Origin of the sequence: Methylopila henanensis (assembly GCF_042681025.1) — a bacterium.
Classification (GTDB): domain Bacteria; phylum Pseudomonadota; class Alphaproteobacteria; order Rhizobiales; family Methylopilaceae; genus Methylopila; species Methylopila henanensis.
This window is the reverse complement of record NZ_JBHUER010000001.1, coordinates 514,366-528,211: the sequence shown is the minus strand read 5'-3', so window position 1 is coordinate 528,211 and position 13,846 is coordinate 514,366. Positions and strand designations below refer to the sequence as shown.

Annotated in this window: 11 protein-coding genes and 1 riboswitch; of the genes, 4 read left to right on the top strand and 7 right to left on the bottom strand. The window is 69.6% G+C overall.

What is annotated here, in order from left to right; translation table 11 throughout:
* Positions 1-3 precede the first annotated feature (3 nt).
* The 7 genes from cobW to aptA all read right to left on the bottom strand — a co-directional run bounded on the left by cobW (position 4) and on the right by aptA (position 5,866).
* Positions 4-1,044 (bottom strand): cobalamin biosynthesis protein CobW, encoded by a 1,041-nt coding sequence (gene cobW, locus ACFSCV_RS02565; RefSeq protein ID WP_378796682.1) that lies wholly within the window; start codon positions 1,042-1,044, stop codon positions 4-6.
* Positions 1,041-1,574 carry a bifunctional adenosylcobinamide kinase/adenosylcobinamide-phosphate guanylyltransferase gene (gene cobU, locus ACFSCV_RS02560; protein ID WP_378796680.1) on the bottom strand — a complete coding sequence of 178 codons (534 nt, stop codon included), beginning with the start codon at positions 1,572-1,574 and terminating at the stop codon, positions 1,041-1,043. Before cobU ends, cobW begins: the two co-directional genes overlap by 4 nt.
* Positions 1,571-2,329 carry a CbtA family protein gene (locus ACFSCV_RS02555; RefSeq protein WP_378796678.1) on the bottom strand — a complete coding sequence of 253 codons (759 nt, stop codon included), beginning with the start codon at positions 2,327-2,329 and terminating at the stop codon, positions 1,571-1,573. The genes cobU and ACFSCV_RS02555 overlap by 4 nt, the downstream gene beginning before the upstream one ends.
* 16 nt (positions 2,330-2,345) lie before the next feature.
* On the bottom strand, positions 2,346-2,531 hold the full coding sequence (locus tag ACFSCV_RS02550) for a CbtB domain-containing protein (protein WP_378796676.1): 186 nt from the start codon (positions 2,529-2,531) through the stop codon (positions 2,346-2,348).
* Between the two features lie 35 nt (positions 2,532-2,566).
* Positions 2,567-2,765: riboswitch (cobalamin riboswitch) on the bottom strand.
* 78 nt (positions 2,766-2,843) lie between these two features.
* Positions 2,844-4,094, bottom strand: a complete 1,251-nt coding sequence (locus tag ACFSCV_RS02545) for a Zn-dependent hydrolase (protein WP_378796674.1) — start codon at positions 4,092-4,094, stop codon at positions 2,844-2,846.
* A 16-nt stretch (positions 4,095-4,110) separates the two neighbouring features.
* Complete coding sequence (locus ACFSCV_RS02540; RefSeq protein WP_378796672.1) at positions 4,111-4,521, bottom strand: hypothetical protein; 411 nt, start codon at positions 4,519-4,521, stop codon at positions 4,111-4,113.
* 1 nt (position 4,522) lies between these two features.
* Complete coding sequence (aptA, locus tag ACFSCV_RS02535) at positions 4,523-5,866, bottom strand: omega-aminotransferase AptA (RefSeq protein ID WP_378796670.1); 1,344 nt, start codon at positions 5,864-5,866, stop codon at positions 4,523-4,525.
* A gap of 232 nt (positions 5,867-6,098) precedes the next feature.
* Here aptA and ACFSCV_RS02530 point away from each other — a divergent pair, with 232 nt between their 5' ends.
* The 4 genes from ACFSCV_RS02530 (at position 6,099) to ACFSCV_RS02515 (ending at position 13,816) form a co-directional block, all read left to right on the top strand.
* A complete protein-coding gene (locus ACFSCV_RS02530) occupies positions 6,099-7,238 on the top strand; it encodes an efflux RND transporter periplasmic adaptor subunit (protein WP_378796668.1) in 1,140 nt (379 codons plus the stop codon).
* Positions 7,239-7,257: 19 nt separating this feature from the next.
* Entirely contained in the window at positions 7,258-10,341 is a 3,084-nt protein-coding gene (locus ACFSCV_RS02525; protein WP_378796666.1) for an efflux RND transporter permease subunit, read from the top strand.
* Between the two features lie 81 nt (positions 10,342-10,422).
* Positions 10,423-12,246 (top strand): ABC transporter ATP-binding protein, encoded by a 1,824-nt coding sequence (locus ACFSCV_RS02520; RefSeq protein WP_378796664.1) that lies wholly within the window; start codon positions 10,423-10,425, stop codon positions 12,244-12,246.
* 301 nt (positions 12,247-12,547) lie between these two features.
* The gene (locus ACFSCV_RS02515) at positions 12,548-13,816 is read left to right on the top strand and encodes a porin (RefSeq protein ID WP_378796662.1); all 1,269 of its coding nucleotides are present in this window, start codon (positions 12,548-12,550) and stop codon (positions 13,814-13,816) included.
* The last annotated feature ends 30 nt before the right edge of the window (positions 13,817-13,846 follow it).

Sequence of the window (13,846 nt, the reverse complement as noted above, 5' to 3'; positions counted from 1 at the left end):
GCGTCATCCCGCCAGCGCGGCCTCGATCGCTGCTTGGTCGACGCCCTTCTCGGCGATCACCACTAGCCGGCCGCGGCGAGCTTCGCCGTCCTTCCACGGGCGGTCGAAATAGCTGTCGACGCGGGTTCCGACCGCCTGCACCACGAGGCGCGCGGCCTTGGCCGCCACCGGCACGAATCCCTTGATCCGCAACACGTCGTGGGCGTCGAGCACTTTGCGCACACGCGCCTCCATTTCGGCGACGTCGGCGGCTTCCGGCGTCTCGGCGATGAAGCTCACGAAGTCGTCGTGGTCGTGCTGGACCTCGCCCTCCATCTCGTGGGTGGTCGGGCGGCCGTCGATCTTGTCCTCGACGCCGGAGGCGATGCCCAGCAGCACGTCGGCGGAAATCTCGCCGTTCGCAGCGGAGACCACCCGCACGCCTGCGCTCGCATGCTCCAGAACCTGCGCCTTCACGGCGTCCGCGTCGTCGCCGGCGAGCAGATCGGCCTTGTGCAGCACGATCAGATCGGCGGCGCGCACCTGATCCTCGAAAAGCTCTTCGATGGGGTCCTCGTGATCGAGATTGGGATCGGCGGCGCGCTGGGCGGCCACCGCCTCCTCGTCATGGGCGAAGCGCCCGTCGCGCACGGCGGGGCCGTCGACCACGGTGACGACGCCGTCGACGGTGACCCGGGTCGCGATCTCCGGCCAGCGGAAGGCGCGCACCAGCGGCTGGGGCAACGCGAGGCCGGAGGTCTCGATCACGATGTGGTCGGGCGCTTCGGGCCTTGCGAGGATTTTTTCCATGGTGGGGACGAAGTCGTCGGCCACCGTGCAGCAGATGCAGCCGTTGGCGAGCTCGACGATGTCCTCCTCCCGGCAGGCGTCGCTTCCGCAGGCCTTCAGTACCTCGCCGTCGATGCCGACGTCGCCGAACTCATTGACGATCAGGGCGATCTTCCGGCCGCCGGCGTTCTGCAGCAGGTGGCGGATCAGCGTGGTCTTGCCGGCGCCGAGAAAACCGGTGACGACGGTGGCGGGTATCTTCTGCGGGGCGGTCATAGGGGCTCCTTCGGGAGCTTGAGATCGAGAGGCAGGCCAGCCGCCACCAGCGTCACGCGATCGGCGATCGCCGCCACGCGCTGGTTCAGCCGGCCCTGATGATCGCGGAACGCGCGGGCCAGCGCGTTTTCGGGCACGACGCCGTAGCCCACTTCGTTGGACACCAGAACGACGGGGCCGCGCGCCGCGGCGAGCGCCGAAAGCAGCCGGCCGGCCTCATGCTCCACATCAAGATCGGCCAGCATCATGTTGCTGAGCCAGAGCGTGAGGCAGTCCACCAGCACGACGCGGTCCGGGCCGGCTTCGGCCGCGACAGCCTCGGCGAGAGCGAGCGGCGCGTCCACGGTGCGCCAGTCGCGGTCGGCGCGGTCGGCCCGGTGCCGGGCGATGCGGTCGCGCATCTCGTCGTCGTAAGCCTCGGCCGTCGCCACATAGACGAGATCGAGACCGTGAACGGCGGCGAGGCCCTCGGCGAAGCGGCTCTTGCCCGAGCGCGCGCCGCCGAGGACGAGCGACAGCCGGACGGTCACGCTCCGCCGAAGCGCGGACGCAGCGCGCCCGCCAGCGTCCCGAGCGCGGCCCAGAACACGAAGCCGGTCACGATCACCGCCACCACGAAGTCGTGCTCCAGCTTACGCGGGATCGCCGGCGCCTCGTCGGCCTGGGGCGCGCCGATGACGTGGGGCGCGGCGATCAGGACGACGGCCAGGATGGCCAACACGGGCGAACGGCCGAAGGCGAGCAGCGCCAGACCGAGCGCGGTGGCGGCCACCGTGCCGATCCACCACAGCTGCCGGGCCTCCAGCGTCGCGCCGGCGACGCCAGGCGCCTCCGGCGGCAGGCCGATTGAGGGGGCCAGCGTGAAGGCGGCGAAGCCGGCGAGGCCCCAGAACAGGCCTTCGCGCCACGAGGTCAGGCCGCCCTTGAGCTCGCTCGCGGAGACGAGCAGCAGCGCGAAGCCGACCGCGCTCAGCACGTTGGCTGCGACGGTCCAGCCGAAGCGCTCGGCGCCGTCGGCGGGCTCCCAGGCGTCGGGATCGTGGGCGTGGGCCTCATGCGCTTCCTGCGCGGCGAGGTCGGCTTTAGCGGCGGCCAGATGGTCGTGCTCGCCGGAGGCTTCGTGGTCGTGCGGCTTGGGGGCCGAGGCCTCCTCGCGCCGGGACTCGAACGCTTCGGCCTGAACGATGAGCGGCTGGACGCTGAAATGCTGCACAAGGGTCAGCACCAGGCCGGAGCCGAGCCCAACCAGCGCCGCCACCAGAACGATGGTGCGGAAAAGGTTCACGATGTCGGCTCCGGCCTTAGTGGCAGGGGAAACCGATCGAGTGCCGGTGGTCGTGGGCCGCGTTGTGCGCCACGGCCATCTGGGCGAAGCCCGTTCCGCCGATGATGATCACGCCGAACAGGAAGGCGGCGACGATCGGGAACGCGCGCGATGAGACGCGCGCGGCGGGGGCGGCGGACGAACGGAGATCGGCGTGCGACATGGGTTCAAGCCTTTTCGTGCCCTCCCACCGAGGGCGTTGGCGTGGGCGCCGCGGCAGGTCTCCTGGCTTGCGGGTCGCAGCGACGCGCCGGCCTTCCCGGACGAGACGTCCAGTGGCGGAACTGGCGCGCCGCTCACCGCTCACAGTTGCGGGGGCAGCTCCGGATTCGGAGCCCATAACGCTCCCCACCGGATTCCCTCTGGTCCCGAAGGAGCCGAAGCGAACACCTGACGCGTAGCAGACGGCGGAGAGCGCGACAACGGAAAGCGCGGCGGCCGTTCGTAGGGTGGCTTCCTCCGGACGCGCGCCGTTTCAGCCGAACCGCCGGTCGTAGCGAAGGACGGCGTCGAGCAGCACCTGCGCGCCGGCGGCGCATTGCTCCAGCGTGGAGCTTTCGGCCTCGTTGTGGCTGATCCCGTCCTTGCAGGGCACGAAGATCATGGCGGTCGGCGCAACGCGGGCGACATAGGCGGCGTCATGTCCGGCGCCGGAGACCATCCGTCGGGAGCCCTGACCAAAGGCTTCTGCGGCCGCCTCAACCGCGGCCACGCATTCCGCGTCGAAGATCGTCGCCGGCTGGTCCCAGATGCGGACCGGCGCGCCTTCGAGGCCGAGGTCCGAGACGATCTCGGCGACCGCCGCCATGAGATCGCTTTCCATCGCGGCCACGTTTGCGTCGTCTGGCGACCGGAAGTCGACGGTGAGGAAGACCTCGCCCGGCGACACGTTGCGGGAGTTGGGCCGCACCTCCATCAGGCCGACCGTGCCGACGCAGTCCGGCCGCGCACGGCCGATGCGGTCGACGGCGGCGACGACGCGCGCCGCCCCCACCAGCGCGTCCCGGCGAAGCCGCATCGGCGTCGCGCCGGAATGGGCGTCCTGGCCGACAAGCGTCAGCTCGTACCAGCGGATGCCCTGAACCGCCTCGACGACGCCGATCATCTTGTCCTCGTCCTGGAGGATAGGGCCCTGCTCGATATGCAGTTCGAAGAAGGAAGAGAATTTCCGCGCTCCGCACGGCTCCTCGCCGCGATAGCCGATGCGGTCGAGCTCGGCCCCGAAGGTCGCGCCCTCGCGGTCCGTCTGGGCGAGCGCCGTCTCCTTCGCGATCGCGCCGGCGAAAACGCCGGAGGCGAGCATGGCGGGCGCGAATCGTGAGCCTTCCTCGTTGGTCCAGTTCACGAGCTCCAGCGGCGCGCTGGTCTCGTAGCCGGCGTCGTGCAGGGTGCGCAGAACCTCCAGTCCGGCCAGGACGCCGAGGACGCCGTCGAACTTGCCGCCGGTCGGCTGGGTGTCGAGATGCGAGCCGAAGGCGATCGGCGCGACGTCGTCGCGACGGCCGGACCGGCGGGCGAACATGTTGCCCATGTCGTCGATCGTCACAGTGCAGCCGAGCGCCTCGCAGGCCGCGCGGAACCAGTCGCGCACCTGCCGGTCCTCGTCCGTCAGCGTCAGCCGGCGCACGCCGCCCTTAGGCGTGCCGCCGAAGGCTGCGGTCTCGTGGATCGTCTCCCAGAGCCGCCGACCGTCGACGGCGAGGTTGTGGGTCGCGGGCGCTGCCATGAGAAGAGCCTTCGTATCAGTAGCCGAGCAGGGTCGCGGCGACGCCGACCGGCGAGGGCGAGAGGCCCCGGCCGACGGCGAGCGCTTCCCACAGGAACAGGACGAGCCCGATCGCGCCGAGAACCACGCCGACCCGGCGCAGCGCGTCGCCGACGCGGGTCGCGGCCGCGGACCTCGCGAGCATGATCACGGCGGCCGCGACCGCCGCGCCGATGAGCGCCACCACCGCCCAATACTGCGGATTGGCGGCGCCGCGGATCTGGGGGCTGTGGCCGAGACCGACCACGGACAGGGCGATCAGCGCGATGAAGCCGAGGCCCCAGCCGAAGAAGGCGGCGCGGCTCAGGGGGCGGTCCTCGTCCCTGCGGATCGGGCCTTCGTTCGGCGAAGGCTTGGCTTCCGCAGGACGCGCCGGGGGCATGGCCATGTCAGTCGATCTCGCGCAGCACGTCGGCGAGCGTCCCGACGAGCTCGTCGATCTGCGCCTCCGAGATGATCAGCGGCGGCGACATGGCGATGATGTCGCCGGTGGTGCGGATCATGATCCCTTTCTCGTAGGCTTTCAGGAACGCGGAGAAGGCGCGCTTGGTCGGCTGGCCCTCGATCGGCTCCAGCTCCACCGCGCCCACGAGGCCGATGTTGCGGATGTCGATGACGTGCGGCAGGCCCTTGAGCGCGTGCAGGGCGTCGGCGAAGCGCTCGCCGACCTCGCTGGCGCGGGTCAGCAGGCCTTCCTCCGCGTAGGTGTCGAGGGTCGCGAGGCCTGCGGCGCAGGCGAGCGGATGCGCCGAGTAGGTGTAGCCGTGGAACAGCTCGATGATGTGCTCGGGGCCGTTCATGAAGACGTCGTAGATCTTCGAGGACACGAACGCCGCGCCCATCGGCACCACGCCGTTGGTGATGCCCTTGGCGGTGACCATGATGTCCGGCGTCACGCCGAACCAGTCGGCCGCGAACGGCGCGCCGAGACGGCCGAAGCCGGTGATGACCTCGTCGAAGATCAGCAGCAGGCCGTGCTTGTCGCAGAGCGCCCGAAGCCGCTCGAGATAGCCCTTCGGCGGCAGCACCACGCCGGTCGATCCTGCGACCGGCTCCACGATGACGGCGGCGATGGTCGAGGCGTCGTGGAGCGCGACGAGGCGTTCGAGGTCGTCGGCGAGCTCGGCGCCGTGCTCCGGGATCCCGCGCGACCAGGCGTTGCGCTCGCGGTCGTAGGTGTGGCGCAGGTGGTCGGTTCCGGGCAGGCCGGGACCGAAGGTCTTGCGATTGGTGACGATGCCGCCGACCGAGATGCCGCCGAAGCCCACGCCGTGATAGCCGCGCTCGCGCCCGATCAGCCGGAAGCGGCCGCCTTCTCCGCGCGCCTTCTGGTAGGCGAGGGCGATCTTGAGCGCGGTGTCGACCGCCTCGGAGCCCGAGTTGGTGAAGAACACGTGGTCGAGGCCCTTCGGCGCTAGCGCGGTCAGCCGCGCGGCGAACTCGAAGGCCTTGGGGTGGCCCATCTGGAAGGCTGGCGCGTAGTCGAGTTCGGCGACCTGCCGCTGCACCGCCTCTACGATCTTCGGGCGGGCGTGGCCGGCGTTGACGCACCAGAGCCCAGCCGTGCCGTCCAGCACCTGCCGTCCGTCCGCCGTCGTGTAGTGCATGTCCTTGGCGCCGACGAGCAGGCGCGGGGCGTTCTTGAACTGGCGGTTCGCCGTGAACGGCATCCAGAACGCGTCGAGATTGTTGGTCGGCGCAGGCTGAAGCGCGGCGGCGGAGCTCGGGGGCATGGGCTGTCCAGTGTTTTTCGGCGGCGCGAACGGCGCGCGTCAGGGTGGTCCGCCCGCGGGTGGCGGGTCAAGGCGCGGATCGGCATGCGCGCCTTGCCGGATTGCAGCGGGCTCGTTCCCGATCCCGTGAACGGGCGCAAGGCGGCTGAGGCTTGAGCGTAAGAGAAGCCGATGGCGCGCCGCGATGGCGCCGGCGCCCCAGTTGCAGTAGGTTCGACGCCTTGGAGATCGCATGCGCACGTCGTTCATCGCCCTTGCGGCGCTGGCCGCAATCGGAACCGGCGCTTACGCCGGAATGAACGACATGTTGCCGGGCTTCGCCCAGGGCGCCTTCGACCGCGCCGTCGAAGCGGCGGGGCGGCCCGTCGCGGCCGCCGCGAAACCGGCGACCGAGGCGCCGGCCGCGATCGTCGTCGAGGCGGCCGCCGCCCGGCCGGAAACCGTGGCCGCGCGTTTCGCCTCGGTCGGCACGCTGGTGTCGGACGAATCGGTCCAGCTCGCCTCCGAACAGCCCGGCCGGCTGGTCGCGATCCGGTTCCGGGAAGGCGATCGGGTCGAGGCCAATGCGCCGGTGCTGAAGTTCGACGACACCCTGCTGATGGCGGAGCTCAAGGACCTCGAGGCGCGGCTCGCGCTCGCGGAGGCCAACTTCAAGCGCGCCCAGTCGCTCTCGAAATCCGGATACGCCACCGACTCGGCGCGGGACCAGGCGATCGCGGACCGCGCCACGGCGCAGGCGGCGGTGGAGCTCGCCAAGGTGCGGCTCGGCAAGACCGAGATTCGCGCGCCGTTCGAGGGCGTCGTGGGGTTCCGCCTCGCCTCCGTCGGCGCCTATGTCCAGGCGGGACAGCCGATCGTCAATCTCGAGAGCATCGATACGCTGAAGGTTGACTTCCGCGTGCCGGAGACCCGGCTTGCCGACGTCCGGCCCGGCCTCGACGTGGGCGTCATGGTGGACGCCTATCCGAACCGGACGTTCCACGGGAAGATCGAGGCGATCGACCCGCTGGTCGACGTCAACGGCCGCGCCCTGAAAGTGCGCGCGCGGCTCGACAACGCCGACGGCCTGCTGCGTCCGGGACTGTTCGCCCGCGTCGAGGTCCAGGCGGACGAATCCCGGCAGGTCGTCGTGATCCCCGAGAGCGCGCTGATGCCGCGCGGGTCCGAGAACCATGTGTTCCGGGTTCGCGAGGGCCGCGCGATCGACACGCCGGTGAAGCTCGGCGAGCGGCGCGCCGGGCAGGTCGAGATCGTCTCCGGCCTGACCGGAGACGAGATGGTCGTGACCGCAGGCCAGACGCGGCTGAAGGACGGCGCCGCGGTGCGGGTGGTGGACGCCGCGCGGCAGGCGTCAGCCGCGCCGGCGCCCTGATCGTGGCGGGTAACACGCGGTGAAGATCGCTGAAACTTGCGTTCGCCGGCCGGTCTTCGCGACGGTGCTGAGCCTCGCGATCGTGCTGATCGGACTCGTCGCCTACCAGCGGCTCGCGGTTCGCGAATACCCGAACGTCGACGAGCCGACGGTCTCCGTCACCACCACCTATCCCGGCGCGGCGGCCCGCATCATCGAGAGCCAGGTGACGCAGGTGCTGGAGGATTCGATCTCCGGCATCGAGGGCATCGACGTCATCGAAAGCCAGAGCCGGCAGGAGTCGAGCCGGATCACCGTGCGCTTCAACCTGAACGTCGATCCGGACGTGGCGGCGAGCGACGTGCGCGACCGGGTGGCGCGGGTCAGGTCGCGCCTGCCGGACGAGATCGACGAGCCGGTGATCGCGAAGGTCGAGGCCGACGCCCAGCCGGTGATGTACCTCGCCTTCCGTTCCGACAAAATGAGCCAGCTGGATCTGACGGACTATGTCAGCCGCTACGTGCTCGACCGCCTCAAGATTCTGCCCGGCGTCGCCGACATCCAGATCTTCGGCGAGCGGCGCTACGCCATGCGGATCTACGTCGACCGCATCCGGCTCGCGGCTTACGGGCTGACCGTGCAGGATGTGGAGACCGCGCTGTCACAGCAGAACGTCGAGATTCCGTCCGGCCGCATCGAGAGCGCCGACCGCGAGTTCTCCGTGCTGTCGCGCACGGGGCTGGAGACGCCGCAGCAGTTCGAGGACATCGTCGTCAAGGTCGCGGACGGCGCGCTGGTGCGCATGCGCGACGTCGCGAAGGTCGAGCTGGGCGCCGCCGACTACCGCAAGGCATCGCGCTACGACTCCGGGCCGGCGGTGGCGATCGGCGTCATCAAGCAGGCGACCGCCAATCCGCTCGAAGTCTCGCAGGGCGTGAGGACAGCGCTGCCCGAGATCCAGGCGACGCTGCCGGACGGCGTGACGGTGCTGCTGAACTACGATCAGGCGGTCTTCATCGACCGTTCGATCGAGGCGGTTTGGCACACGGTCGCCGAGGCGATCGTGCTGGTCGTGCTGGTGATCTTCTTCTTCCTGCGGACCGTCCGGGCCTCGTTGATCCCCGTCGTGACGATCCCGGTGTCGCTGATCGCCACCTTCGCGATGATGCTGGCGTTCGACTTCACCGTGAACACGCTGACGCTGCTTGCGCTCGTGTTGGCGATCGGCCTCGTGGTCGACGACGCCATCGTCGTGCTGGAGAATATCTACCGGCACGTCGAGGAGGGGATGAAGCCCGTCGAGGCGGCGATCAAAGGCTCCCGCGAGATCGGCTTCGCGGTGATCGCAATGACGGTCACGCTCGCCGCCGTCTACGCGCCGGTCGCGTTCTCGCCGGGCCGGACGGGCCGGCTGTTCACGGAGTTCGCGCTGACGCTCGCCGGCGCCGTCATCGTCTCGGGCTTCGTCGCGCTGACGCTGACGCCGATGATGTGCTCGCGCATGCTGAAGCATCAGCCGAACCCCGGCCGCGTCTTCCTCGCCATGGAGCGCTGGTTCCGGGCCATGGAGCGCGGCTACAGGTGTCTCGTCGCGGCCACTCTGGGCTTCCGCGCGCCTGTCGTCATGTCGGCGCTCGTCGTGGCCGGCGGGGCGGCCTTCCTGTTCACGCACCTCACGTCGGAGCTGTCGCCGGTCGAGGACCGCGGCATCCTGCAGATCCGCGGCCAGGCGCCCGAGGGCTCCACCATCGCCTACGGCACGCGCTACACCCAGCAGCTCGAGGACATCCTGCGCGGCGTTCCGGAGGTCGACGGCTACCTCACCATCGTCGGCCACCCCCTGATCACCAACGTCATCGGACGCGCGCCCCTCAAGGACTGGAGCGAGCGCGACCGCTCGCAGCAGCAGATCATGGCGGAGCTCGCCAAGAAGTTTCGGGACGTCGCCGGCCTCGCGCTGTTCACGACCAACCCGCCGGCGCTCGGCCAGCGCGGCGGTTCGCGCCCGGTGCAGTTCGTCCTCCAGACCTCCGGACCTTACGAGGAGCTGGACCAGATCGCGCAGGCGTTCGTGGCGCGGATCTCGGCGGACAATCCGCGGCTGCTCAACATCGAGAGCGACCTCGAGCTCAACGCGCCGGAGCTGAGGGTCGAGCTCGACCGCTCCAAGATCGCCGACCTCGGCCTCGACGTCGCGACCGTCGGACGCACGCTCGAAACACTGCTTGGCTCCCGTCAGGTCACACGTTTCGAACGCGACGGCGAGCAGTACGACGTCATTGTGCAGCTCGCGGACGCCGACCGCGCGACGCCCGAGACGCTCTCCACCATCTACGTCCGCGCGCCGAACCGGGGCGGCGGTCCCGGGCCAATGGTGCAGCTCTCGAATCTCGTCACGGTGACGGACTCGGTCGCGCCGCGCGAGCTCCGACGCTTCAACCAGCTTCGTTCGGCGACCATCGAGATGAACCTCGCCGACGGCTACGCCATGGGCGAGGCGCTGGCCTATCTCGACCGCGTCGCGCGGGAGACGCTGCCGGACACGGTCCAGACCGACGTCAACGGCCAGAGCCGGGAGTATCTGGCGTCCAACCAGAGCCTCGGGCTGATCTTCGGACTGGCGATCCTGTTCATCTATTTGGTGCTCGCGGCGCAGTTCGAGAGCTTCGTCGACCCGCTGATCATTCTCCTGACCGTGCCGCTGTCGATGACCGGCGCGCTCGCCGCGCTGTGGCTGACCGGGGGCACGCTGAACGTCTACTCCCAGATCGGGCTCGTCACGCTGATCGGACTGATCACCAAACACGGCATCCTGATCGTGGAATTCGCGAACCAGCTTCAGGAGCAGGGCAGGGACCGCGCCTCGGCCGTGATCGAGGCGGCGGCGCTCAGGCTGCGTCCCATCCTGATGACGACCGGCGCGATGGTGTTCGGCACCGTGCCGCTCGCGCTCGCGACCGGGGCGGGCGCGGAAAGCCGCCAGCAGATCGGTTGGGTCATCGTCGGCGGCATGACCTTCGGCACGCTTCTGACGCTGTTCGTGGTGCCCGTCGTCTACAGTCTGATCGGGCAGCGCAAGGCGGCCGAACCCGGCGTCGCGCCATTGGCCGCGCCTGCGGAGTAGCGGCGCCTGCGTCGTCGCCCCGCCTTGCCCCGGGCGGTTCAGGTCGGTACAGGCGGTCGGACATCCCGATCCGGAACCTTCATGTCGCCCGAACCCACGACGCCGGAGCCGATCGATCCCGATCGGATCAGCGATCTGCCCCGCCGGGAGATGCGGCTCGACGAGCCGTTGTCGCTCCGGCTGCGGCGGCTGAAGCGTTTCGCGGTCGCGTTCATCCTGCCGCACTGGCCGAGCCTGCTCGTCGCGGTCCTCGCCATGGCGGCCTTCGCCGGCACCGTCGTCGCGCTGCCGTGGCTGTTCAAGTCGCTTGTGAACGACATCCTCGTGCGCCGCGACGCCGAGGCGCTGCATGAGATCGTCTTCGTCGTGCTCGGCATCTTCAGCGTGCGGGCCGCGGCCGGCTATCTCCAGCAGTTCATGCTGTCCCGCGTCTCCAACAAGGTGACGACGGAGCTGCAGAACCGCATCGCGAGCCACCTGCTGAGGCTCGATCTCGTCTTCTTCCAGAAGAACAGCGTCGGCCAGATCATCACGCGCGCGACCGACGACGTGAACGTGCTGAACAACGCCTCCAGCAACATCGTGGTGACGCTCGGCCGCGATCTCATCACCTTCGTCGGGCTGGTCGGCTACGTGCTGTGGGCGAGTCCCCAGTGGTTCGCGCTCGCGCTCGCCGGCGCCCCGCTTATCGCGGTGCCGGTGGTGATCGCGAACCGCAAGCTGCGCGCTCTCATGCGGCGCGGTCAGGCGCTTGGCGGCGAGATCCTGCAGGCGTTCGAGGAAGGGCTGCACGGCATTCGCGGCATCAAGGCCGAGAACCTCGAGGACGTGGAGCGCCGGCGGCTCCGGGAGACGATCATCGGCCGCCGCAAGGTCGGCCTCAAGATCGCCCGCACCCGCGCCGCGCTGTCGCCGGTGGTCGATCTCGTCACGGCGCTCGCACTCGTCGCGGTGCTGCTCGTCGGCGGCGCGCAGGTGATCGAGGGCCAGAGCGACGCCGGCGAGTTGATGGCCTTCGTCAGCGCGCTGATGCTGCTGTACGAGCCGCTGCGGCGCCTGCTTCAGGTCAACGCCCAGCTCCAGATCTGTGGCGTCTCGATCGCGCGCGTCTACGAGATCCTGGACCGCAGCCCGCGGATCGTGGACGCGCCCGAGGCGGCGCCGCTCGCCCAGCCCGGCGGCGATATCGTCTTCCGCGGCGTGCGCTTCGCCTACGCCGCGGACGCGGCCCCCGTCCTCGATGGCTTCGACGTGACGATTCCCGCCGGCGCATCCGTCGCCTTCGTCGGCGCGTCCGGTTCGGGCAAGACGACGGTGCTCAATCTGGTGGCGCGGCTCTATGAGCCGTCGGCGGGCGCGGTGTCGATCGGAGGGCAGGACATCGCGGGCGTGAGCCTCGCGAGCCTGAGGGATTCGATCGCGCTCGTGAGCCAGGACGTGCTGCTGTTCGACGCGAGCGTCCGGGACAACATCGCCTACGGCCGCCCCGACGCGACCGACGAGGAGGTGGCGGCGGCCGCGCGCGCCGCGGCGGCGGACGTCTTCATCGAAGCCCTCGACGGCGGCTACGACTTCCGCGTCGGCCCGCGCGGCTCCAGGCTTTCGGGCGGCCAGCGGCAGCGCGTCGCGATCGCCCGCGCTCTGCTTCGCGACGCCCCCATCCTGATGCTCGACGAGGCGACCTCGGCGCTTGATGGCGCGATTGAGGCGCGAGTGCAGGCGAATGTGCTCGCAATGCGAAAGAATCGAACCACGCTGATCATCGCGCACCGGCTCGCCACCGTGGTCGCGGCCGACCTGATCTGCGTGGTCGAGCGCGGCCGAATCGTGGAGCAGGGCGGGCACCTCGCGCTGCTGGCGCAAGGCGGGCTCTACGCCGAGTCGCACCGGCTTCAGCGGGGCTGACGCGGAGTCGGACGGCGGCCAGCGGGCGCGAGCGCAAGCCAATCCAAGGCTTCAACGGTCCGATTTCGTGTTCTTCACGCCACAGCCCCCTCCAAAGGTCCTGCACAGAACCGTCACATACGTGTTCTCGCTTGCATGCCACCCGGCCCCGAATATGGTCGAACTGCGACGTCGGGGGGGCGCCCCGGCGCCATGCCGTCGGACCTGACGGCGACTCTCGGGGGGCGATCGACGCCGTGGGCGCAGGCTCATTCTGCGGCCGTCTCGTTCGAGAGCCTGTTATTGGGGTTGGAGAAACGTGATGAAATTGGTCAAGAGCCTGGTTCTCGGCTCCGCCGCCGCCTTCGTAGGGATGACCGGCGCTCAGGCGGCCGATCTCCCGGGCGCCGAGCCTGTCGAATACGTCAAGGTCTGCGACGCTTACGGCGCTGGCTTCTTCTACATTCCGGGCACGGACACCTGCCTGCTCATCGGCGGCCTCGTCCGCGGCGACTACTCGGTCGGCGAAGTGGTTCGCACCATCGGCGGCGGCTCGTCCAAGCCGGCGAACAACACCGGCTTCCGCGCTCGCGCCCGCCTGTGGTTCGACGCCCGCACCGAGACCGAGTACGGCACCGTCCGCACCTACATCCGCGCTCAGTTCCAGCGTGACTCGGGCAACCAGAGCGGCTCCACCGCGCAGACCGCGGTCGGCGGCGACGACTCGGTGTTCGACAAGGCCTTCGTGCAGTTCGCGGGCCTGACCGCGGGTCTCACGGACTCCTTCTGGGACTTCAAGCCCTACCCGACCTTCACCAACCCGTTCATCTCGGACCGCACGCTCGCCGTGCTGACCTACACCGCCGACTTCGGCAACGGCTTCTCGGCCAGCCTCGGCATCGAAGACGGCACCGCTCGCCGCACCACCTCGACCGGCGGCTTCGGCTCGGCCAACTTCGCGGACTACCGCGAGCAGAAGTACCCGGACGTCGTCGGCAACCTGCGCGTGAAGCAGGGCTGGGGTGAGGCGCAGCTCTCGGGCTTCGCGCACCACATCACGACCGAAGAGATCGGCCGCGACACCGACTGGGGCTACGGCGTCCAGCTCGGCGCCAAGATCGACCTGCCGACGCTCGGCAAGGGCGACTTCCTCTGGGCCTCGGCCGCCTACTCCTCGGGCGCGCTGTCCTACCTCGGCCTCGGCAACGGCTCGGGCGACTACGCCTTCGTCGTCTCCGGCACCCAGAACATCCTGAACGCCAACCGCCTCGTCGACTTCGAAGTCGGGCCGGGCGGCAACATCCGCAAGACCGAAGCCTACGCCTTCAACCTCGGCGTCCTCCACTATTGGAGCCCGAAGTGGCGTTCGGCCCTGCAGGGCACCTACGTCAAGGCTGACGTGAAGACTGTCGGCCAGGACAACGACTTCTCGGGCTACGGCATCACGACCAACATCATCTGGACGCCGGTCAAGAAGCTCGACATCGGCGCCGAGCTGAACTACGTGAAGGTCGAAGACAAGTCGGCGGTGTACAACCTCCGCGACGACGACGCCTTCGTCGGCCGTCTCCGCGTTCAGCGCGACTTCTGATCCAGCGACGCGCAAGCGTCCTGAACGTGA